The 22080-nt window shown below is 56.2% G+C and carries 24 protein-coding genes; 11 read left to right on the top strand and 13 right to left on the bottom strand.

Going from position 1 to position 22080, the window contains the following annotated elements; all coding sequences use genetic code 11:
* Nucleotides 1-167 precede the first annotated feature (167 nt).
* The 3 genes from O2N63_RS00865 (at nt 168) to O2N63_RS00855 (ending at nt 3579) form a co-directional block, all read left to right on the top strand.
* Nucleotides 168-2195 carry an FAD-dependent oxidoreductase gene (locus tag O2N63_RS00865; protein WP_271052148.1) on the top strand — a complete coding sequence of 676 codons (2028 nt, stop codon included), beginning with the start codon at nt 168-170 and terminating at the stop codon, nt 2193-2195.
* 69 nt (nt 2196-2264) lie between these two features.
* Entirely contained in the window at nt 2265-2387 is a 123-nt protein-coding gene (locus O2N63_RS00860) for a hypothetical protein (RefSeq protein ID WP_271052147.1), read from the top strand.
* A gap of 286 nt (nt 2388-2673) precedes the next feature.
* Nucleotides 2674-3579 (top strand): LysR family transcriptional regulator, encoded by a 906-nt coding sequence (locus tag O2N63_RS00855; protein WP_271052145.1) that lies wholly within the window; start codon nt 2674-2676, stop codon nt 3577-3579.
* A gap of 96 nt (nt 3580-3675) precedes the next feature.
* On the opposite strand, the gene O2N63_RS00850 is transcribed toward O2N63_RS00855, so the two are convergent.
* Genes O2N63_RS00850 through O2N63_RS00835 form a run of 4 tightly spaced genes read right to left on the bottom strand, consistent with a single transcriptional unit; the run spans nt 3676 to nt 6631 of the window.
* Entirely contained in the window at nt 3676-4575 is a 900-nt protein-coding gene (locus tag O2N63_RS00850) for an OmpA family protein (protein WP_271052144.1), read from the bottom strand.
* A complete protein-coding gene (locus tag O2N63_RS00845) occupies nt 4572-5147 on the bottom strand; it encodes a peroxidase-related enzyme (RefSeq protein WP_271052143.1) in 576 nt (191 codons plus the stop codon). The genes O2N63_RS00850 and O2N63_RS00845 overlap by 4 nt, the downstream gene beginning before the upstream one ends.
* A gap of 9 nt (nt 5148-5156) precedes the next feature.
* The gene (locus O2N63_RS00840; RefSeq protein WP_271052142.1) at nt 5157-5906 is read right to left on the bottom strand and encodes a GNAT family N-acetyltransferase; all 750 of its coding nucleotides are present in this window, start codon (nt 5904-5906) and stop codon (nt 5157-5159) included.
* Nucleotides 5903-6631 carry a competence/damage-inducible protein A gene (locus O2N63_RS00835; RefSeq protein ID WP_271052140.1) on the bottom strand — a complete coding sequence of 243 codons (729 nt, stop codon included), beginning with the start codon at nt 6629-6631 and terminating at the stop codon, nt 5903-5905. The genes O2N63_RS00840 and O2N63_RS00835 overlap by 4 nt, the downstream gene beginning before the upstream one ends.
* A 38-nt stretch (nt 6632-6669) precedes the next feature.
* Between O2N63_RS00835 and sfsA the strand changes: the two genes are divergently transcribed.
* Entirely contained in the window at nt 6670-7368 is a 699-nt protein-coding gene (gene sfsA / locus O2N63_RS00830) for a DNA/RNA nuclease SfsA (RefSeq protein WP_271052139.1), read from the top strand.
* Nucleotides 7369-7435: 67 nt separating this feature from the next.
* Nucleotides 7436-8290 (top strand): type I methionyl aminopeptidase, encoded by an 855-nt coding sequence (map, locus tag O2N63_RS00825; RefSeq protein ID WP_408629770.1) that lies wholly within the window; start codon nt 7436-7438, stop codon nt 8288-8290.
* 15 nt (nt 8291-8305) lie between these two features.
* Here map and rsmD read toward each other — a convergent pair whose 3' ends face one another.
* The 6 genes from rsmD to O2N63_RS00795 form a co-directional block, all read right to left on the bottom strand.
* Entirely contained in the window at nt 8306-8863 is a 558-nt protein-coding gene (gene rsmD / locus O2N63_RS00820; protein ID WP_271052137.1) for a 16S rRNA (guanine(966)-N(2))-methyltransferase RsmD, read from the bottom strand.
* A complete protein-coding gene (locus tag O2N63_RS00815; RefSeq protein WP_271052132.1) occupies nt 8860-10065 on the bottom strand; it encodes an NAD(P)/FAD-dependent oxidoreductase in 1206 nt (401 codons plus the stop codon). The genes rsmD and O2N63_RS00815 overlap by 4 nt, the downstream gene beginning before the upstream one ends.
* A gap of 97 nt (nt 10066-10162) precedes the next feature.
* Nucleotides 10163-10456 (bottom strand): 4a-hydroxytetrahydrobiopterin dehydratase, encoded by a 294-nt coding sequence (locus O2N63_RS00810; RefSeq protein ID WP_271052131.1) that lies wholly within the window; start codon nt 10454-10456, stop codon nt 10163-10165.
* An 11-nt stretch (nt 10457-10467) separates the two neighbouring features.
* Nucleotides 10468-11640 (bottom strand): GNAT family N-acetyltransferase, encoded by a 1173-nt coding sequence (locus O2N63_RS00805; protein ID WP_271052130.1) that lies wholly within the window; start codon nt 11638-11640, stop codon nt 10468-10470.
* Between the two features lie 31 nt (nt 11641-11671).
* Nucleotides 11672-12427 (bottom strand): glycerophosphodiester phosphodiesterase family protein, encoded by a 756-nt coding sequence (locus tag O2N63_RS00800; RefSeq protein ID WP_271052128.1) that lies wholly within the window; start codon nt 12425-12427, stop codon nt 11672-11674.
* On the bottom strand, nt 12424-12885 hold the full coding sequence (locus O2N63_RS00795) for a RidA family protein (protein WP_271052127.1): 462 nt from the start codon (nt 12883-12885) through the stop codon (nt 12424-12426). The genes O2N63_RS00800 and O2N63_RS00795 overlap by 4 nt, the downstream gene beginning before the upstream one ends.
* A 427-nt stretch (nt 12886-13312) precedes the next feature.
* Here O2N63_RS00795 and O2N63_RS00790 point away from each other — a divergent pair, with 427 nt between their 5' ends.
* The 4 genes from O2N63_RS00790 (at nt 13313) to O2N63_RS00775 (ending at nt 15530) form a co-directional block, all read left to right on the top strand.
* Entirely contained in the window at nt 13313-14041 is a 729-nt protein-coding gene (locus O2N63_RS00790; RefSeq protein WP_271052126.1) for an MlaA family lipoprotein, read from the top strand.
* The gene (locus O2N63_RS00785) at nt 14031-14630 is read left to right on the top strand and encodes an MlaC/ttg2D family ABC transporter substrate-binding protein (RefSeq protein ID WP_271052124.1); all 600 of its coding nucleotides are present in this window, start codon (nt 14031-14033) and stop codon (nt 14628-14630) included. Before O2N63_RS00790 ends, O2N63_RS00785 begins: the two co-directional genes overlap by 11 nt.
* A gap of 113 nt (nt 14631-14743) precedes the next feature.
* Nucleotides 14744-15103, top strand: coding sequence for an ArsR/SmtB family transcription factor (locus O2N63_RS00780; RefSeq protein WP_271052122.1), 360 nt, complete (start codon nt 14744-14746; stop codon nt 15101-15103).
* A complete protein-coding gene (locus O2N63_RS00775) occupies nt 15096-15530 on the top strand; it encodes an SRPBCC family protein (protein WP_271052121.1) in 435 nt (144 codons plus the stop codon). Before O2N63_RS00780 ends, O2N63_RS00775 begins: the two co-directional genes overlap by 8 nt.
* A 130-nt stretch (nt 15531-15660) precedes the next feature.
* Here the strand turns inward: O2N63_RS00775 and O2N63_RS00770 are convergent, their stop codons facing one another.
* Entirely contained in the window at nt 15661-17871 is a 2211-nt protein-coding gene (locus tag O2N63_RS00770; RefSeq protein WP_271052120.1) for a transglycosylase domain-containing protein, read from the bottom strand.
* 301 nt (nt 17872-18172) lie between these two features.
* Here O2N63_RS00770 and O2N63_RS00765 point away from each other — a divergent pair, with 301 nt between their 5' ends.
* Both O2N63_RS00765 and amt read left to right on the top strand, forming a co-directional pair.
* Nucleotides 18173-18511 carry a P-II family nitrogen regulator gene (locus O2N63_RS00765; protein ID WP_271052118.1) on the top strand — a complete coding sequence of 113 codons (339 nt, stop codon included), beginning with the start codon at nt 18173-18175 and terminating at the stop codon, nt 18509-18511.
* Between the two features lie 10 nt (nt 18512-18521).
* Complete coding sequence (amt, locus tag O2N63_RS00760) at nt 18522-19823, top strand: ammonium transporter (protein ID WP_271052117.1); 1302 nt, start codon at nt 18522-18524, stop codon at nt 19821-19823.
* Nucleotides 19824-19973: 150 nt separating this feature from the next.
* Here amt and O2N63_RS00755 read toward each other — a convergent pair whose 3' ends face one another.
* On the bottom strand, nt 19974-21158 hold the full coding sequence (locus O2N63_RS00755; protein WP_271052116.1) for an amino acid aminotransferase: 1185 nt from the start codon (nt 21156-21158) through the stop codon (nt 19974-19976).
* 4 nt (nt 21159-21162) lie between these two features.
* Complete coding sequence (sseA, locus tag O2N63_RS00750) at nt 21163-22017, bottom strand: 3-mercaptopyruvate sulfurtransferase (protein WP_271052115.1); 855 nt, start codon at nt 22015-22017, stop codon at nt 21163-21165.
* Nucleotides 22018-22080: the final 63 nt, after the last annotated feature.

Raw genomic sequence — 22080 nt, 5'->3', positions numbered from 1 at the left:
TCCTCGGACAATGCCGATCGATTGATCAGTGTGCTCATGAAAAATCGGTCCAACGACCGATAACTTACGCAGCGTTTCAGATGACATTGCTTTACGCGCGCGTCAATGTGACCGGACGGATAAGTACGTAATACGGCCAGCACCAGATTCCCCCACAGGAGCGCATCATGACCAGCTACCCCAACCTCCTTGCCCCGCTTGATCTCGGGTACACGACGCTGAAAAACCGCGTTCTGATGGGGTCGATGCACACGGGTCTTGAAGAGCGTGGGGACTGGAACCGGGTGGCTGAGTTCTATGCCGCTCGGGCGCGTGGTGGGGCGGGTCTTATCGTAACGGGCGGCATGGCGCCCAATGCTGAAGGGGGCGTGTTTCCCGGTGCTGCGGGTTTGTTCTCGGACCAAGACATTGCCAACCACAAATCCGTTACAGATCGTGTGCATGAAGAAGGTGGTAAAATCGCCATGCAGATCCTGCACGCAGGACGCTATGCCTACGGACCGAATTGTGTTTCTGCCAGTCCGTTGAAATCCCCGATCTCGCCTTTCCCACCTAAGGAGCTTGATGAAGAAGGCATCCAGAAACAAATCGCCGACTTCGCCACCGCCGCAGCCCGCGCCAAGGCGGCTGGATATGACGGGGTCGAGGTGATGGGCTCTGAGGGGTATTTCCTCAACCAATTCCTTGTTACCCATACAAATAAGCGCGAGGACCGCTGGGGTGGGTCATATGAAAACCGGATGCGTTTGCCGATCAAGGTGGTGAAAGCGGTGCGCGAGGCTGTAGGCCCAGAATTCATCGTGATTTATCGCCTGTCGATGATTGACCTCATACCCAATGGGTCAAGTTTCGACGAGGTTGTGCAACTCGCCAAGGAAATCGAAAAGGCCGGGGCCACGATCATCAATACCGGCATCGGCTGGCACGAAGCACGTATCCCGACCATCGCCACCTCTGTTCCGCGTGCAGCTTTCACTTGGGTGACAAAAAAGCTGATGGGGCAAGTGACAATCCCGGTGATCACGTCCAACCGGATTAACAACCCTGACACTGCCGAAGATGTACTGGCCGGTGGCGCGGCGGATATGATTTCGATGGCGCGGCCGTTTCTGGCAGATCCCGACTTCGTGGCCAAAGCCGCAGCGGGTGAAGCCGATCGCATTGCGCCCTGCATCGGCTGCAACCAAGCCTGTCTAGATCACACTTTCGGCGGCAAGATCTCAACCTGCCTTGTCAACCCGCGCGCCTGTTATGAGACCGAGCTTTCCTATGAGATGACCGACACGCCGAAATCCATCGCCATTGTGGGTGCTGGACCAGCCGGTTTGTCGACTGCACTTGTTGCAGACGAGCGTGGTCATGATGTGACCCTGTTTGATCGCGCCGATCAGGTGGGTGGTCAATTGAACATGGCCAAGAAGATCCCCGGAAAAGAAGAGTTCGTGGGACTTGTCGACTGGTACAAGCGCATGGTCGAGGCATCGGATATCGATTTGCAATTGGGCAAAGAAGTGAATGCGGATGATCTGACCGGATTTGATGAGGTGATCATCGCCACCGGTGTCTCTCCGCGTGATCCGGGAATTGAGGGGCAGGACGGCGACAAGGTGCTTTCCTACATCGATGTGTTGCGCGACGGTGCAGAAGTTGGGGACCGTGTAGCCATTATCGGCGCCGGGGGGATCGGCTTTGATATGGCCGAGTTCCTGACACAGGCCGGGGAAAGCCCGACAGAGAACCTTGAGGAATGGCTGGTTGAATGGGGCGTGGCAGATCCCGAAGAGGTTCGCGGTGGTCTGTCCCCCGAAGGGCCAAAACCCGAAGCCCCTGCGCGACAAGTGACCCTGATGCAACGCAAAGCGCAAGCGCTGGGCAAAGGATTGGGAAAGACCACTGGCTGGATCCACCGTGCGACCCTAAAGATGAAAGGGGTCGAGATGGTTGGCGGCGTGAATTACGAGCGCATCACCGACGAGGGGCTAATGGTATCCACCGGAGAAACTCGCGAGAACCCACAGGTGATCGAGGTGGACAACGTGATCCTTTGCGCGGGGCAGATCTCAAATCGCACACTCGCGGATCAGCTCGCTCAAAAGGGGATCACTGCCCATGTGATAGGCGGGGCAGATGTGGCCGCAGAGCTTGACGCAAAGCGTGCCATCGACCAAGGGTCGCGGCTGGCGGCATCGCTTTGATCGGTGGGCTGCGTTTGGGGCTCTGACGGAGCCTCCGGCGGGGATATTTTTTTTAGCAAGAGGAAGTGGATGGGCCGCAGTCTCGGTGAGGTAGCCCATGTTCTGGCGTCCGCATTTGGTGCGGACCGCGAGATGGATGCCACGTTGATTGCCCAAACCACACTGCTATCGGTCCTGAGCCTTCCTGTGTAGCTCGCAATTGTTGAACAGATCTTTGCCTGGATTTTTAAGTGTTGCTCCGATTGAATTGATGTGAAGGTTGTGTTTAAGGCGTTTTTGCTCTCGATTTTTTTGGGAAATATTAATCTTATCAAGATGATGACGGATTAACTACGGGTTGGTTTGTGCCTGTGGATAAGTTCCATGACGCAAACGATCCGTGCAATTTCCCCGTTATTGTCCGCACTCCTTCACAGTCTTGCCCCATTTCACAGCGATACAATTCCTTGCTGGGGATAGTATTGTAGAAAGATGGAACATGGATCGACTGACTGAAATGGAAGCCTTTGCCACCGTCGTGGACCAAGGTGGATTTACAGACGCTGCCAGGAAGATGGGGATTTCGAAATCTGCCGTTTCCAAGCATGTTTCCAGTCTTGAAGCCCGCCTCGGTGCGCGCCTTTTGAATCGCACGACACGTCGGGTCAGCCCCACCGAAATAGGTCTTGCTTATTATGACCGCGCGCGTCGCGTTCTGAATGATGCGGGTGAAGCAGACGCGCTGGTTACATCCATGCAATCTGCCCCCTCCGGTATTCTGCGTATCTCAGTTGCGACGGATTTTGGGGTCAACCACCTTTCTCCGGTTTTGGGAGAGTTCTTGCAGGAATTCCCAGATATCAATGTGAATATGGTGTTGAACAACCGCTATGTAGAGTTGATCAGCGAAGGCTTTGATATGGCAATCCGCGTTGGAGAGCTGGAAGACAGCTCTCTGAGAGCACGCAAGATTGCCGCAACCACCCGCCGCATGGTTGGAAGCCCGGCCTATTTCGAAAAATACGGCCGCCCCGAGCGAATTGACGACCTCAATGCCCATAAATTGCTGCACTATTCGAGCCAAAGCTCTGGTAACGTGTGGAAAATCCCAGCCCCGTCCGGAGAGATCCGTCAGGTGCGTTCCGCTGGGTGGTTGTCGGTGAATGATGGCCAATCACTTCTGAATGCCGCGATCTCGGGCCTCGGCATCGCTTATCTTCCCAGCTTCCTCTACGCAGATGCGATGGAGCAAGGTCTGGTCGAGGACACAATTCCGGACTTGCCGATGGACACGCAGGGGATCTATGCGATTTACCCGCCGGGCCGGTTTACCCAGCCCAAAGTGCGTGCATTCATCGATTTTCTGGTCCACGCCTTTGCGACCAAAGGCCCTGATCGCTGGTAACACCAGCCTTTCCCAATATCGCCTGTCCTGTCTGTGGGACGTCTTGAGCGGCCAGGTTTTACCTGCGCCGCTCCTTTTCTTCACCCGGAAGGGCAATTACTCTGTGGAGAGCAGAACTGCTTCGACGCGACGGTTGGATTCTCGTCCTTCGGGGGTCCGATTGCTGCTGAGAGGGGAAAGAAAGCCCACACCCTCTGCCAGAAGCTGATTTGCCGGAACACCGAATGCTTCGACCAATTGCGTTCGCACACTGATTGCGCGCTTCTTTGACAGAGCGATGTTGCCATCAAGACTGCCCTCAGAATCGGTGTGCCCAACGAGCGCCAGACGTGCATTGGGCGAAGAATTCAGAAAATCGGCCAATTCTGCGAGCTGAGTATCAGAGCCCGTACCCAATCTGGCGGACCCGGTTTCAAAACTCACATCGGACAACACCACATGTCCGGTGGACAGCAGCGCCCCTGCAAGTCCTGTTGACGTGACGGATGAAGCGGGCGTGGTGCTGATCGAAGCGGGTGTAGTTTCCGCAGTAGTGACGGTCCGGCTGACCTGTACAAACCCGTCAGCGCCACCATGACTGACCAACAGCCCGACAAATTCATCTCCTTTTTGAACCGTCGCGTACTGATAGCTGCCCAGATCAATGAAGAGATCAGGGGCGGTAAACTTACCCACCCAAAAGCGGAAGTCATAGCCGCCACAGGATACAGTCTGACATTGAAAAACAACGCGAAAACCATCGTCTGTAAGCTGATCTAGCATCGCTTGCATCAGTTGGTAATTTGTCTGTCCGTCCCCGTTGATCTGCCAGGCTTCCACCTGCATTTCACCCGGCAGGCTGATCTGGGGGACCTCTGACCCGTCAAAGCGATTGCGCGCGAACTCTGCCGGTGCAACACGGATTTCTGCGTTCTTCACGGCCCCGGACGGCAATTCCAGCGCAAGCGTCGGGCTTGCGAGGCTACAGACAAGAAAGGCAGACCAAAGGCGTATCATCGATGCAGGGCGTGGTATTCTTCATTTGGTTTCATGCCGACGGTGGACGCCATGCGATTGGACATTGAGAAGAAGCCCACAGTGGCGGCGATGTCCCATATATCCTTGTCCGTAAAGCCGAGGATCCGCATCGCCTGTCGATCATGTTCTTCAATCTCGGATGAGCTTTTGGTGATTTTCTCGGCAAACCCGAGCATGCCGCGCTGGCGATCATCAAGATCAGCGACGCGCCAGTTCATCACCATTGCTTCACCCAGTTGCGGATCACCGGACAGTTCGCGCACCGCTGCACCATGGGCGACCTGGCAATACCAGCAGCGATTGACCGAGCTGACCACCACGGCGATCATCTCACGCTCCAGTTTGGTCAATCCGCTTTCGCCCAGCATCAGCTCGTTATACATCGCCATGAAGGGGCGAAGTTTTTCCATGTCGAAGGCATATGCCTGAAGGACGTTGGGGACGAGGCCGAGTTTCTCTTGGCAAATATCAAAATACTTTTGAATGTCATCGGGCAGAGGGTCGACCATTGGCAGGTCTAGCTCTGTTACCCCATTATTTTGCTGCCCCATTTTCTGCTCCTAGGCCTGTTTTGTGCGGTAATGGTAGTGGCCAACCAAATGCATGCCAAGATTGGCGTAAAGCGGGTTTGCCGCTTGGTTTCCCTGAGTGACAATGAGCGAAAGATATTTTGCACCCTGTTCTTCTGCCCAGAGGGCGGCCTGTCGCAACAGATTTTGTGCGGTGCCCATCCGACGCAGGCTTTCTTCCACATGCAAGGCGTGGACCATTGCAATATCGTCGCTGATCCCGACAAATCCGACACCTGATGGCGTGTCATCCGTCCGTGCCAACAGACCGGTTTTGGGGCAGTCTGCCCGGTCCATCACGGCCTGTCGTTCGGATCCGATGTCTCCACGGTTCCACAGCTCTTGCATGACAGCCAGATTGGGCCAGATGCAGAAGGCAGATACCGGAGGAGGCGTTTCATGGGTCAGGCGCCCCACGGGTATAACCCAGATGTTCACTTCATCTATTTTGGAATATCCGTGCTGCTCGAGCATGTCATCCAGATGTTCATCCCCCGCCCTGATCTGGAACAGCGGTTCTTGTCCGATCTCACGCATTGCTTTTTCTGCCGAAGGAAGATCCGCCTCAGTGGTTGGCCAGTTCTCGGTTGCAGCGGAAACGCGTTTGCCACCCCCTTGACCGTCACGAATGATCCAGGCCCCAACGCGCTTTACATCTGCAGGGGGCCAGGTCGCTTCACAAACCTCAATCAGCGTCTCGGCGCTGGGCAATTCCTGGTGCAGCTTGGCGTTGGCGGTCATGTGTCCTCCGGGAATAACTGGTTCAGTTTGGCAATGGCATCAGACAAGCGCGCGACATCTGTGCCGCGCACTACGATATTTGCACCATACACCCCTTCATGCAGGAATGGGTAGGACCCGATTGAAAGATCGGGAAATTGCTGGGCCAGTTCGGCCAGTGGACCCGCCAGATCCCCTTCGCCGCGATTGATGCGGCGGGTTTGAGATAAAAGAGGTGCCCCGCCGGTGAGTGTTGCCAGCACGCTGGCGACCATTGCTTTGAAGACGCTGGGCACTCCTGCTAAGACATGTACGTTTTCGAGTGTAAAACCCGGCGCGACCGACACTGGATTGTCGATAAGTAGGGCGCGATCAGGGATGCGGGCCATGCGTTGGCGGGCTGTGTTGAAGTCCTTGCCGTCCTGCGCGTAATACGCTGCCAACAGGTCATAGGCGTCTTGGCGAATGTCGATGTGGTCATCAAAAGCTGTGGCGATGCAGTCGGCTGTAATATCGTCATGGGTGGGGCCAATCCCGCCCGATGTGAAGACGTGATCATAGCTGTGTGCCAACGTCTTGACCGCCGAAACGATCGTGTCTGCATCATCAGCCACAACCCGCACTTCTTTCAGATCAATGCCTATCGCCGTCAGTTTGCCCGCGAGAAAATGGGTGTTGGTATCCTGGGTGCGACCCGACAGGATCTCATCTCCGATCACCAGCATTGCGGCTGTAGGATTTGCCATCGCTTGCTCCTTTAGTCTCTTCGGTATAGGCCGGGGTTATGGAATTTCCCACCCCCCTTGTCCCTGCCCGACTGATCAAACGTTACAAACGTTTTCTTGCTGACGCCACGCTTGAGGATGGGCGAGAAGTGACGGCCCATTGCGCCAATCCGGGGTCGATGATGGGGCTGGCAGAGCCGGGCGCGAAAATCTGGCTTGAACCCAACGACGACCCGAAGAAAAAGCTGAAATATGGCTGGCGACTGGTGGACCATGAAAACGGCCATTTCACTGGGGTGGACACTTCGGTGCCAAACCGCGCTTTGAAGGCAGCATTGGAGGTGCGCGCATTTCCCGAGTTGGGCGCTTATGATCGCGTGCGTCCCGAGGTGAAATATGGCGAAAAAAGCCGAATTGATTTCTTGTTGGAAGGAGATGGGCTTACCTATGTTGAGGTGAAATCCGTGACCCTATCACGCAAATCCGGGCTGGCGGAGTTTCCTGACAGCGTCACCGCCCGCGGGGCGAAGCATTTGGGGGAGCTGTCCAACATGGTGCGCGAAGGGCATCGCGCGGTTATGTTCTATCTGGTTCAACGCACCGATTGTGATCGTTTCGATCTGGCCCGAGATATTGATCCCAACTATGCGCGGGAATTTGAATATGCACGAGCAGCGGGTGTTGGGGTGTTGTGTTATGACACGGTGATCAGTCCAGAGGGGGTGGAGATTGGCAAGCCTGTTGACCTTTTGCCCTAAGCCTCTGGCGATTTGGCAATGACTGCCCTATTTAGAGCAAAACAGCCGCTGTGAGAGCCGAAGGATGATGGCGATGGATGACAAGATGCGCGTGACCAAAGAGGGGATCCGCCTCTATAACCCCGAAGATTTCGCGGGCATGCATGCCGCTGGCAAGCTGGCGGCTGAGATCCTGGACCGGGTTGCGCTGATGGTGGCCCCGGGCGTGACCACGGCCGATTTAGATAAGGCGATCGAGGATATGGTGGACGAGGCGGGTGCCGTGTCTGCGACCATCGGCTACAAGGGCTACAAACACGCCTCCTGTATTTCGCTCAACCATGTGGTCTGTCACGGCATTCCGGGATCCAAAACCCCGAAGATGAAGAACGAGAAGTCAGGTCGTAAACATGATGAGCTGGTCGAGGGGGATATCCTCAACATCGACGTGACGGTGATTGTTGATGGCTGGTATGGTGATACGTCGCGCATGTTTAAAGTGGGCAAGATCAAACCGTTTGCCGAGCGTCTGATTCAGGTCACGCATGACGCGCTGATGGCCGGGATTGCTGCGGTGAAGCCGGGCAATACCTTTGGTGATATCGGGCACGCCATCCAGCAACATGTGGAAGAAAAACGCATGTCAGTTGTGCGCGATTTCTGCGGTCACGGGCTTGGCCGGGTGTTCCACGCCCCACCCAACGTGTTGCACTATGGCCGCGCCGGCATGGGGCCGGTTCTTGAAGAGGGCATGTTCTTTACCATCGAACCGATGGTTAATCTGGGTCGCCCGGAAACCAAGATCCTTGGCGATGACTGGACCGCAATCACCCGCGACAAAACTCTGTCGGCGCAGTTCGAGCACTCGGTTGGCGTGACGGCGGATGGCTGCGAGATCTTCACGCTCTCACCGGCGGACAAGTTCCACCCCACTTGGGGCTAAGCGATTGGTGGCGGATTAGTCCACCATTTCACAAACAGAGATCACTGTGTCGCCATAGCGGCGGCTGTCGAGAAGTTCGACGCCGTCGGGCAGGGTGATCTCGGCATTCTCTTCCCAGACAATCAATGCTCCGGGGGCAATCCAGCCCCCTGTCATGGCTGATGCCAATGCTTTCTCGCCCATTCCTTTGCCGTAGGGTGGGTCGAGGAAAATAAGGTCGTGGGGAGTGCCTTCCGGGAGTCGAGTGGCGTCCCGCTTCACAATTGTCACCTCGTCTTTACAGCGGCACTTGGCAACGTTTTCCCGGATGAGAGAGAGCGATTTCCGTCCATCATCCACGAATGTGACATGAGAGGCGCCCCGCGATAGGGCTTCCAGCCCCAAGGCGCCGGTTCCGGCAAACAGGTCGAGCACTCGGGCGTCCTCAATTGGATCACCAAATCGCCCACCCGTCAGCATTGAAAACAGGCTTTCGCGGACGCGGTCTGTGGTGGGACGCAGATGCGCCCCCGCATCCCCTTTGCCAACACTGGCCAGCGCCAGCCCACGAAAACGCCCTGCGATAATCCTCATTTCAAAAGGGTCTTCAGTTCTGTGGCAGGATCAGCAATCGCCACCTTGCCTGGAGATTTTCCGCTTTCGATCAGCCGTTTACCCACCATGTAGCCGCGCGGGTCGTTCATCGCATCCACCGCCAAAAGCGTGTCGCCAAGATAATACCAAAAGCTGATCGCACCATCGCCGCTGTCGCGCGTGACCACATTGTCATAGCCCGCATTCAGACCCGCGATTTGCAGTTTCACATCATACTGATCCGACCAGAACCAAGGCTTCGCGACGTATTCGATGCTTTCGCCCAGCATGTTGCGGGCGACCACTTCTGCTTGATCAATGGCGTTGGGCACGCTTTCCAGCCGGATCCGTTCGCCGCGATAGGGGAAGGATGCGCAGTCGCCTGCTGCCCAGACATCGGGGGCAGAGGTGCGGCCTTGCGCATCGGTTTTGATGCCGTTGTCGAGTGTAATCCCGGCCGCTTCGGCCAGTGCCGTGCCAGGGGTGATCCCCACGCCGACGATGACAAAATCTGTCTCGATTTCCATCCCGTCTGACAGGCGTGCACTGGTGACGCGGCCCTCTCCGGTCAGGGTTTCAAGGCCAACCCCTTCAAGGATTTTGACACCGTGGTTGGTGTGCAGGGTGCGAAAGTAATCCGAGGTCTCGGGTGCCGCGACCCGTTGCAGGATCCGGTCTGCCATCTCGACCAATGTGACCTGCAATCCTTTTTTGGCGGCGACAGCTGCGGCTTCAAGCCCGATATAGCCACCACCAACAATCAACACGCGACGCCCTTCGGTAAATTCGGGTTCCATCCGGTCCACGTCTTCCAGCGTGCGGACCACATGCACGCCCTCCAGCTTTCCCCCGATGGCGGCGGGTAGGCGGCGCGGAGCAGAGCCGGTGGTCAGAGCCAGTTGATCATAGGAAAGGCGTTCTTCCCCGATCACCACTTCTTTCGCGTCAGTGTCGATGGCATCCACACGGGTGCCAAGGCGCAGGGCGATGTTATTATCTTCATAGAAACTTTCGGGGCGCAGATAGAGACGCTCCAGTGCCATATCACCCAACAGATAGGCTTTGGACAAAGGTGGGCGCTGATATGGGGGGGCGGTTTCCTCACCAATCAGGGTGATCTGACCTTCAAACCCGGAATTGCGCAGTTTGGCCACAAGGGAGGACCCAGCCTGGCCAGCCCCAATCACTACGATATGGCTCATTTTGATCTCCTAACAATCCCGCATGTCTTGCAACCTAGACTGTGGCCAATTCAATGGACAACGGATCTGCGTTGCAACGTATTAGACCCAGATATTCCTACCCGGCCAAAGCATCAAGTTTTTGTGCCAGTTTTACATCGCGTTCGCTTAGACCGCCCACATCATGCGACGTGAGGGTGACGTCTACTCGGTTGTAGACATTTGACCATTCCGGGTGATGGTTCCATTTCTCGGCATATATCGCCGCGCGGGTCATAAAGCCGAACGCCTCGACGAAACCTGAGAATTTGTACGTTTTATTCAGCGCATCCCGGCCGTCCGCTGGCTTCCAGCCTGCTTCATAAAGCGCTGGAAGAAGGTTCTGCCGGTCCTCTTCAGTCAGTTTGGGCATGGTGATCCCTTTCATTTGTCAGATTTGCGAAATGGTCCCAGTTCGGCCAGTGCCGCGATGTCCTCTTTGACGAGCGCTGCTTCTTCTTCCACAAACCGGGCAACCGCATCGCGAAACCCTTCGTCGCGGATCCAGTGCAGAGAATGCGTTTGAACAGGGGCATATCCGCGCGCGTGTTTGTGATCCCCCTGAGCACCCGCTTCGACGCGCGACATGCCATGGGTCAGGGCAAAGTCGATGGCCTGATAGTAACACAGCTCAAAATGCAGGCAGGGATGATGTTCGATCGCGCCCCAATAGCGCCCAAAAACCGTGTCACGCCCAATAAGGTTCAATGCCCCGGCAACAGGGGTGCCATGCCGCAGCGCAAGCACCAGCAAAATGTCGTCACGCATATTGTCATGCAGCAGATCGAAAAATTGGCGGGTTAGATAGGGGCTTCCCCATTTGCGCGCGCCGGTGTCCTGATAAAAGTTCCAGAAGGCGTCCCAGTGGGCAGGCTGGATGTCTGCACCCGTCAGCGCAACAATCTCACCGCCAAACCCCTGCGCGGTGCGACGCTCTTTTCGGATGGCCTTGCGTTTGCGAGAGTTGAGACTGGTCAAATAGGCGTCGAAATCTGAAAACCCCTGATTTTCCCAGTGATACTGCAAGCCAGCACGCGGCAGAAGGCCCATAGCCTGCCCGGCAGTGGATTCGTCTTTGGTGCAGAACGTGATGTGCAAAGAGGACAGCTCGTTTTCGGCCGCAAGTTGGACGGCCCCTTGAATTAGCGCCGCTTGTCCAATCGTCTCATAGCCCAATCGCGTCAGCAGGCGCCGCCCAGTTGCTGGCGTGAATGGCACCGCCATAAGTAGCTTCGGATAATAACTCCCACCAGCCCGCTGATAGGCATCCGCCCAACTGTGATCGAAAACATATTCCCCCTGACTGTGGGATTTCCCGTAAAGCGGGGCACAGGCGATGATCCGGTCATCCGCTGTGACGGTCAGATAGTGAGGGTGCCATCCTGTCTGCCCGCCGACACTGCCGGATCGTTCGAGCGCATATAGAAACCGGTGAGTTGTAAACGGATCAATGGGGCGATCGGAGGCAGCTTCGGGGCAGGCGCAGGCATCCCAGTCTTGCGGAGCAATCTCCGAAAGGCTGGCGTGGGCGCGAATGTTCACCTGAGTGTCTGTCACCGGCTTATTGAGGCAGGGCGGCGGGACGAGGTCAAGCCTCGTAGCCTTCAAATGTGATGTTGTCAGCAATGGCGCGGGCCGTGTGTTCGACCTCTCGCGATTGCACCGTCCAGCACAGAATCGGAGTTCCGCGATCCTGTAGCCGCGTTACCGCATCACTGCCAAGATCGGCCACGTCGTGGCTAATAAAACTGGCGCCAACCCGGTCGAAATCTGGAATGTCGCGCAGGTAATTCCGCGTGGCAGCAGGTAAGAGGGGCCAGTCTTCTTGCAGGTAGGCGCAAGTCACAAGCCCCAATGGCAGATCATCACGATGCTTTGCAAATTCCAGCACGGCATGCGGGTTGAAGGACATGATCGCCACATCCCCTTCATAGGACTTCAGGCATTCCGCTGCAGCTTGCTCCAAGACGCCAGTACGCGGACCCATTGCCCCGTCCTGATCCTTGATTTCAATAAGAAGTGGAACTTTGCCGCCAATGATTTCAAGGACTTCAGAAAATGTGGGGATGCCTTCATTCCCTCCACGAAGAGGGATGTTCTGCAACTCATTTGCCGCCCTCAGGCGAATCGCCCCTTTGTCCTCGGCCAGTCGCGTCAGGTCGTAGTCGTGAAACACCATGGCTTGCCCGTCGCTGGACAATTGCAGGTCTATTTCGATGCCATACCTCTGCTCGATAGCAGCGCGAATGGCCGCGCGGGAGTTTTCCGGGCGGCCATCATTCACGTCATGCAAGGCGCGATGGGCTATTGGGGCATTCAGGAATGCGGATGGCAGTGGGGTCATTTGATCTGAAAGATCCCTTCGATCTCAACAGCCACGCCAAACGGCAAGCTGGCAGCAGAGACAGCCGATCGAGCATGTCGGCCAGCATCCCCGAGGGCCTCGACCATGAAGTCCGATGCGCCGTTGATCACTTTCGGCTGGTCGCCAAAGTCTGAGGTGGAATTTACGAAGCCGACCAGTTTGACCACGCGTTGCAGTCGGTCCAGATCGCCTCCGCAGGCCGCTTTGACCTGTGCCAGCAGTGCAATCGCACACTGTCGGGCTGCAGCAGCGCCGGTTTCGGCATCCATATTGTCCCCAAGCTTGCCGACAATAAATTCACCGTCCTTCATCGAAATCTGGCCAGATACATGGACCAGATCGCCAATCTGAACATATGGAACGTAGTTGGCCGCAGGTGCTGGAGCATCGGGCAGGGTGACGCCGATTTCGGCAAGTCTTTTCTCAAATCCACTCATGTCGCGTGTCTCCTCATCTCGTTTCCCGGACGCTAGCCCGGTTCGCGGAATTGGGAAAGTCGAAATGCGCCGCTTGCTCGTCTTGATACGCCCAGATGAAATTGTCTTTGAGGCGGGTGATCAGAAAGACCATTGAAGTGTGGTTCCACGGGAAACTATTATTCAGTGTGTATATCACGCTTTCTTGGGTGGTTGGTTGTCTAGCCTCGCTCCTGCACCCTGCGCGGATGCAGGAAGAGTTCGTTGCGAAATGCTGGCTATTCGGCAAAAAGCTGCAAATCCCTGTCGCCAAATAGTCACATTTATTCAAGCAAAGATGATCCCCTCTGGGCAAACTGATATCAACCTATATGTGTCACCGGATACGTAGATCAGAGGATAGACGCCCGAGCTCGGTATTTGCGGTAGATGGGTGCAATAGCTGTCGATGAAACACATCAATCTCCTGGCCATAGCGGCCCTTGTTGTACTCGGAGCATGCTCGCAGGCGCCGAGCCCAACAGGCTACGCGGATCCGCATGAAGAACAGAACCGCCGAACCCATCGCGCGAATATTACTTTGGACAAGGCGTTGATTAGCCCGGCGTCCGATGTCTATGGGCAGGTTCCGAAACCGGCCCGCGTTGCCGTGACCAATTTTTCGGACAATGCTGGCTTGCCCGGCGTTGTGGTGAACAAGTTCCTGCAGGGCAAGGTTGATGATGCGGTGCACAATTCCGTGCGCTTCCTGTTCAATTCGACCCTCGGGCTTTTGGGTCTGTTTGATGTGGCCAGCGATATCGGGCTGGAAGAGCGCAACAGTGATTTTGGCGAAACGCTTCACGTCTGGGGTGCTCCGGAAGGTGATTATGTGGTGCTTCCGTTCTTCGGCGCGTCGACGGAACGTGACGGCATAGGGATCCTCGTCGATTTTGTATTGAACCCACTAGGCTATGCATTGCCGACCGAAGTGCGGCATCTTCCAAAAGCCGCCTGGGTCGTGTCAAAATTTGGTGATCGATACGATTTCGCTGATAGTGTGGACAGTATCCTTTATAGTGATGGTGACGGGTATTCGACCTTGCAACTCTACTACCTCGACAGTCGTCGCTATGAGCTTGGTCAGGTGGTCGAGGATGATGAGTTAGATGATCTTTACGAGGCTTATGATGGGTAAGATTGCGATGATGAACAGACGTATGGTTGTCGGTGGTTTGGCGGCTGCATTGGTCATGCCGGGGGCTGCGATGGCGGCGATTTCGGCGGGGCAGGCAGAGATCCTGATTGGCAAGGTGGTGTCAGACATCAACTCCATCATCAATTCGGGGCAATCCGAGGCCAAGATGATCAGCCGGTTTGAAGGTGTCTTTAAGCAATATGCAGATACCAAATTTATCGCCCTTGCTGCATTGGGTGTTGATGGTCGTTCGGCATCAAGCGGACAGAAATCAGCTTTTATCAAAGCGTTTACCGGCTATATCGCCAATCGATATGGCAGCCGGTTCCGCGAGTTTGAAGGCGGTAAGATTGAAGTTGTCAGCACGCAGCAGGTCAAAAGCCGGTTTGAAGTGTTGACCAAAACCAAATTGGCAGGACAGTCACCGTTCGATGTTATTTTCATCGTGTCGGCCAAAAACGGCAAATTCATCGATATGCATGTCGAAGGGATTTCGATCGTGAAATCCGAGCGCAAGGAAATCGGTGCGATGTTGGATAAGCGCAAGGGTGATCTGGACGTGTTGATCCGGGATCTCGCGAAATTCTGATCTTTACGGATATCTGAGATTTGGCCTCGGCGTTTTGCGGCGTCGGGGCTTTTGTTTGTCTTATCATTCATCCACATGGTTGATTGATGCGGTGAGGTATGTTATTCATCCGTATGGTTGAACGAAAAAATGATCGAATCGCAGAAGATCGCCTGAGCGAAATCCTCAAGGCCGCGAGTGACCCCACCCGCCGACAGATCCTGACGTTGTTGGCGCAGCACGGTCCGATGCGGGTAACGGATATTCACCGCCAGTTTGAGATCAGCCTGAACGCCATCTCGAAGCATATCAAAGTGCTGGAGCGGGGCGGGCTGGTGGTGCGTCGCACCGAATGGCGCGAGCATATGATCGAAGTGCAGATGGACCCGTTGCGACTTGTAGATGACTGGTTCGCCGGGCTGCGCTCAATTTGGGCGCTGCGTCTTGAGGCATTGGATGTGTTGATCACAGATAAAGGAGAAAATGATGACTGATTTATCCCTGAGTGTTGACCGTATTATCAAAGCCCCGCGCAAAGCGGTGTTCGAGGCATGGCTGTCACCCGAAATGTTGAAAAAATTCATGTTGCCCGGCCCGGATATGAGTGTCCCAAGCGCCAATACGGACCCACGGGAAGGTGGGCGGTTCGAGATCATCATGAAGCCCGAAAGCGGCGAGATCCCTCACGCTGGCACATATCGCGAAATCTCGCCGCATGATCGCATCGTCTTTACCTGGGAAAGCCCTTATTCGGTGGATGATAGCACGGTGACACTCGATTTTGCCGATGCTGACGGTGGGACGCATCTGAAGCTCACCCATGTACGCTTTCTGAGCGAAGAGACACGTGACAATCACGAAGCGGGCTGGGGGCGCATTCTGGTTGCTCTGGTTGATACGCTTGCGGAAGAAAACGCGTGATGGTCAGCGTAAACTAGGACGCCGCGGTGCTGGTTATTCCGCTGTGCGTGAAAAATTGTCTTACGGCAACCACTGATGCGCTGGGCACGGCGGTTGCCGCGATACTCGCCGGGACAGGGGGGTGTCGCGCTTAGTTGCCCTGGCCAAAAATCCCACGGATTACGTTGATCAGCACATCTTCGACCACGTCACCAAGGTTTCCACCTTGTTGTGAGGGCGGGCGTCCGAATGTGTCAGATTCAGAAGAAAAGACCTCACCTTCAAAACGTGGGGTTTGGCCGGGGCGGATCATGGGAAGAGGGCGAGCAGGAATGTCGGCATGGATCTTCTTCATGGCAACTTTCCAGATCTCGGCGGGCAAACCGCCTCCGGTCACACCTTTAAGCGGCGTGTTGTCGTCGTAACCCATCCAGATTCCAGCGACATAATCCGCGGTAAAGCCGATGAACCAAGCGTCCTTGGCCCCTTGGGTGGTGCCGGTTTTGCCTGCCACTTCGCGCCCTTTAAGACGAGCGCGATGGCCGGATCCTTTTTCAACCACTTGGCTCATCATATAGACAAGCTGTTTGGCGGCGGATTTCGAGATTACGCGTTCACCCATGCCACCCGTTTGGGTCATGAGCGGGCTTTTGTCCCCAACAAGCGTAAGCTCGGTCAGCCCGTAAGGTGTCACAGATGAACCGCCGTTCAAAATACCCGCATAGGCCCCGGTGGTTTCCAAGAGAGTGCTTTCAGACGCGCCAAGCGCCAATGCGGGACCGGCTGCCAGATCACTTTCGATCCCAAATGTCGAGGCAACCGTCTTGACCGCCTCGCGCCCAACGGCTTCGGACACCTTTACCGCCGGCACGTTGAGTGACTTGGCCAACGCCTCGGTCAGGCTGACATTCCCGTAATGTTTGCGGGTGTAGTTCTTGGGGCACCATTCGCCAGAACCCGGAATGTTCAGGCAATAGGGTTCGTCCAGCACAAAGTCATTCCACTTGTATCCCAGATCCAGAGCGGCGGCATAGACAAAGGGTTTGAACGAGGATCCGGTCTGGCGCTTGGCCTGGGTTGCCCGGTTAAAGGCACCAACCACACGTTTTTCGCGTCCACCGACCATGGCGCGGACCGCACCATCGGCGCTCATCACCACGATGGCTGCCTGTGCTTTCGATCCTTCGCGCACCTTATTTTCAAACACCCAGTCGATGGCGTCTTCGGCGGCGGTCTGAATGGCGGGATCAAGGGTGGATTTGATCACCACATCTTCAGTGGTCTTGCGGGTCAGGAATGCGGGCATGTCGCGCATGATCCAATCGGCGAAATAGCCACCGGCCTGCGCTTTGGCCGCCCGCGACAGCACCGCCGGATTGTTCTGAAACTTTTTTTCTTGTTTCGGAGAAATGTAGCCCTGTTCGCGCATCATCCGCAGCACCGTTGCAGCGCGATCCTGTGATCGTTTCAGGTTGTTGGTGGGCGCGTAAACCGAGGGTTTCGGCAACATGCCCGCCAGCATAGCGGCCTGTGCCGGGTTAAGTTTTGCGGCTGGTATGGCAAAATAACGACGTGCAGCCGCATCAAACCCATGGGACCCCGCCCCCAAATATGCTCGGTTCAAATAGATGGTCAGGATTTCAGCCTTGGAGAACTTTGCCTCCAACGCCATCGCATAAACGGCTTCCTTCATTTTGCGCCAAAGCGAACCCTTGCGGCAGTCAGCTTCATAGGCCGCTTCGCTGTCCCATTTATCGGCGTCATAAGGCACACCCAGACACAGGAGCTTTGCCACCTGTTGTGTCAGCGTCGAACCGCCATGCCCAGACAAAGGTCCACGCCCTTCACGCATATTGATGCGGATGGCAGAGGCGATGCCGCGTGGGCTGAGGCCGAGATGGCGATAAAACCGCTTATCTTCCGATGCCACGACAGCGTCACGCAGAAAGGGGCTGACAGTTTCCGTGGTTACTGTGCCGCCGCGCTGATCGCCACGCCATGCATAGACGTCGCCATAGCGATCAAGAACTGTGACGGACCCTTTGGCTCGGCCGTCGAGCATGGTGTTGAGCTCGGGCATGGTCGAGGCAAAATAAAACACCGCCAAACCGATGATCAGCGCAACAACCACCGCGCCTTTCCACATCAGCCGCCAGATCAGGCGCAGCACCCACATGACCAGATGCACCGGCCACATCAGGATGCCGCCGCCGCCCTTCTTTCCTCCGCCTCCGCGTTTGGGGGCAGGTGACTTGCGCTTGGGCGCAGCTTTCTTTGCGGCGGGTTTCTTGGCCGCCGCTTTGGAAGAGGAGTAACGTTTGTCAGCCACCAGTACGGGGCGATTGCGGCCGGATGGGCTCATCTTTTCAGGATCCAGATCTGCTCGTTGAGGCGAAGGTAACGAATCAACAGGCCTCTGTGTAGTCCGATCCAACGCGTGATGCGAGTTTTCGTGAGGCCATGGGCAGGGTTTTGCACGGCTTGTCTAATGGTGAAAAATTAAGCACACACATTTTGCAGGCGCAGCATTTTTACGCATTAGCCGCTTTGTGATGCCTTTTCTCCCTCTTTTAACCCCCTCACCCTGCCCAAAAACCGCGCAATCCGCCTCGATATGGGGGACGGCGCGATCAGGTTTCGTGCCCAGAGAAAAGGAGACAGGCGTGAAACTGATCATTGCAGCGATCAAGCCGTTCAAGCTCGACGAGGTGCGCGAGGCGCTCGTGGATCTTGGAGTAAGCGGAATGATGGTAACGGAAATCAAAGGGTTCGGAGCCCAGGCGGGACACACCGAGATTTATCGCGGTGCGGAATATGACGTGAACTTCTTGCCGAAAATGAAACTGGAAATCGTTGTTGCGGACGACTTGGCGGAAGAGGTGGTCACCACCATCGCCAAGTCCGCACAGACCGGCAAGATCGGTGACGGCAAGATTTTCACATTGGATGTCGCAAGCGCGCTGCGTGTGCGCACCGGCGACACCGATCTGGACGCAATCTGAGGGGATGACCATGAAACGACTATTACTCACCGCAGGGTTGGTTGCCTTGCCCGGAATGGCTCTGGCGGAAGGCGAAGCCGCAGCCCACAGCCAGTTCATCTTCACCACACTCCTCTTCCTGATGGGCGGCTTTCTGGTCTTCTGGATGGCAGCTGGATTTGCGATGCTCGAAGCAGGGCTCGTGCGGTCGAAAAACGTGACGATGCAGCTGATCAAGAACGTGTCGCTCTTTTCCTTTGCGGCGCTCATGTATTGGCTGGTCGGATACGGTCTGATGTACCCGGGCGACGCATGGATTATTCCGGGCTTCCTTGGGGCGATTGCGCCTGCCGCACTGGAGCCTGTGGGCGTTGGTGCTGATATGGCGGACGTCAGCTATGCCTCTGTCGGGTCGGACTTTTTCTTCCAGCTGATGTTCTGCGCGACCACCGCGTCGATTGTCTCGGGTACGCTGGCAGAGCGGATCAAACTGTGGCCGTTCCTGTTCTTTGTCGTTCTTCTGACCGGTGTGGTTTATCCGATCGAAGCGTCATGGAAGTGGGGTGGCGGCTGGCTCGATGGTCTGGGCTTCCAGGACTTCGCAGGCTCGACCATTGTGCACGCAGCCGGTGGTTTCGCAGCCCTCGCAGGTGTGCTTGTGCTGGGTCCGCGTCTGGGCAAATACAAAGATGGCCGTGTGATTGCCATGCCCGGTTCGAACCTCGCATTGGCTACGCTGGGGACATTCATCCTGTGGCTCGGCTGGTTCGGCTTTAATGGCGGCTCGCAGCTTGCCATGGGGACCATTGGTGACGTCAGCGACGTAAGCCGGATCTTCGCAAATACCAATATGGCTGCGGCTTCGGGTGCCGTTGCTGCTCTGATCCTGACCCAGGTAAGCTTTGGCAAGCCGGATCTGACCATGGTGCTGAACGGTGCGCTGGCCGGCCTTGTGTCGATCACCGCTGAACCGCTCGCTCCGAGCCTGTTCCAAGCGCTGATTATCGGCGGTGTTGGTGGCGCGATTGTGGTCTACGCTGTGCCGCTCTTGGACAAGCTTAAGATCGACGACGTGGTTGGCGCCATCCCGGTCCACCTGATCGCTGGCTTCTGGGGCACGTTCATTGTGGCTTGGACCAATAGCGACGCAAGCTTCGTGACCCAAATCATCGGCTTTGCAGCCATCGGCGGGTTCACCTTCGTGGTCAGCTATATCCTCTTCAACCTGATCAAAGGCATCGTTGGCCTGCGGGTGGATGCGGATGACGAGATGCGCGGGCTGGATGTGGCTGAACTGGGCATGGAAGCCTATCCCGAGTTCACCAACGCGTAAGCAGAAATTGCCGCGCCTTCGGGCGCGGCAATGCCTTCGGCGAGGATATTTTCAGTCAGAAGAAAAGCTGCTGAAGGACACATAGATCTAACGGAAAAGGGGACGCGAAATGCGTCCCCTTTGTTTTATTTGGGTATCGACAGTAAAGGGTTAGACGCCAGCTGCCACAATCGCTTCGGCCAGAACCGGCACGGTGTCTTTGTTGAGTCCCGCGATGTTGAGACGCGAGTCGCCGACCATATAGATCCCGTAATCCACGCGCATTTTTTCGACCTGCTCAGGCGTCGCGCCAAGGCGCGAGAACATGCCGCGGTGTTCAGCGATAAAGCCGAAGCGATCCGAATTGGTGCGGCTGCGCAGTTCGTCGGCGAGTTGCTGACGCAGGCTAAGCATACCCAGACGGACCTCTTCCAGTTCTGCCATCCAGTCCGCTTTCAGACCGTCATCCTCCAGGATCATGGTCACAAGGCGCGCGCCGTGATCGGGCGGGAAGCTGAAGTTCTGACGGTTCAGATGGGTCAGGTTTTGCTGGGTGATGCCCGCCTGATCGGCATTGGCCGAAAGGGTCATCAGAAGTCCGGTACGCTCACGGTAGATGCCGAAATTTTTCGAGCAGCTGGCGGCGATCATCACTTCCGGTACGGCCTGAGCAATCAGGCGCACGCCAGCGACATCTTCTTCCAGACCATCACCAAAGCCCTGATAGGCGATGTCGATGAAGGGAATTGCGCCTTTGGCTTCCAGAAGTGCGGCCACTTCTTTCCACTGTTCAAAGTTCAGATTTGCGCCGGTCGGGTTGTGGCAGCAGCCATGCAGCAACACCGCGTCACCCGCTTTCACACCCTTCAGGTCTTCGATCATACCGTCGAAATCAACTGCGCGGGTGGCGTTGTCGAAATAACGATACTCCGCCATCGTCATCCCGAGATGTTTGATGATCGAGGGGTGGTTCGGCCAGGTCGGGGCGGACAACCAGATGGTGGCGCCCGGGTTGGCCATCTTGATAAGCTCCACCGCCTGGTGGATTGCACCGGTGCCGCCGGGTTGTGCGGCCATCGAGAGGCGAGTGTTGTCCTTCGCGTCACCCAGAACCAGTCCTGACAAGGCATTGCTATAGGCGGGATCACCGGCCAGACCGGTATAGGACTTGGTGCTTTCGATATCCCAAAGCACCTTTTCCGCGGCCTTCACCGCGCGCATGACCGGGGTCACACCTTGTGCGTTCTTATATACTCCGACACCAAGGTCGATCTTGTTATCGCGAGGGTCCTCACGATACATCTGCATCAGCGCCATGATCTTGTCGACGGGCTGAGCGTTGAGGGAATTGAACATCGCGTTATTCTCCGGTTGCGACTTTCAGGTCATTATACATGCCCCATTCCGACCAGCTTCCGTCATAGACAGCGTGGCGATTATGGCCAATGCGTTCCATGGCCAGAGCCAGAATACAGGCGGTCACGCCCGAGCCACAGGACAAGATTGCAGGTTTGTCGAGGTCCACTTTGGACGCATTGAAGGCATCGCGGATGCCCGCTTTGTCCTTCATGGTGCCATCGGCATTGAACAAGTTGCCAAAGGGCAGGTTTTTCGAATTCGGAATGTGGCCTACGCGCATTCCTTCACGCGGCTCTGGGGCTTCGCCGCGGAACCGTTCTGGCGAACGGGCGTCGATGATTTCGTAATCACCCAGTTTTGAAGCTGCGGCCACCTGGGTCACATCCTTGATCATGTGGGCCTGTCGACTGACTGTCATGTGACGGTCGCGGACGACCGGTGGCAGGTCTTCAATCGGGCGCCCCTCGGCCTTCCACTTCGGGAAACCCCCATCCAGCACGGCAATATCCATCTTGCCCATCAGGCGAAACATCCACCAGACGCGCGCGGCCGAGAACATGCCCATGCCGTCATAGACCACCACCTGATGTCCGTCCCCAATGCCCATCGCGCGCATTCGCGACATGAACTTTTCAACCGGGGGCACGGTGTGGGGCAGATTGGAGCGCAGGTCGGCGATTTCGTCTATGTCGAAAAACCGTGCGCCGGGAATATGATCTGCGTCATACTCGGCTTTTCCGGCGCGTCCCATATCGGGAAGATACCAGCTGGCATCAATCACCCGCAGGTCCGGATCTTTCAGATGGGTTTCAAGCCATTCGGTCGAAACAAGGGTTTTCGGGTCGCTATGCGGCATGAGAAGGCCCTCTTTGATGTGTCGGTTTATGCCTACAAAGCGAGGCGTGGTTAGGCAAGGGAT

This window comes from Aliiroseovarius salicola (genome assembly GCF_027891095.1).
Lineage (GTDB): Bacteria > Pseudomonadota > Alphaproteobacteria > Rhodobacterales > Rhodobacteraceae > Aliiroseovarius > Aliiroseovarius salicola.
This window is presented reverse-complemented; position numbering and strand designations above follow the sequence as displayed.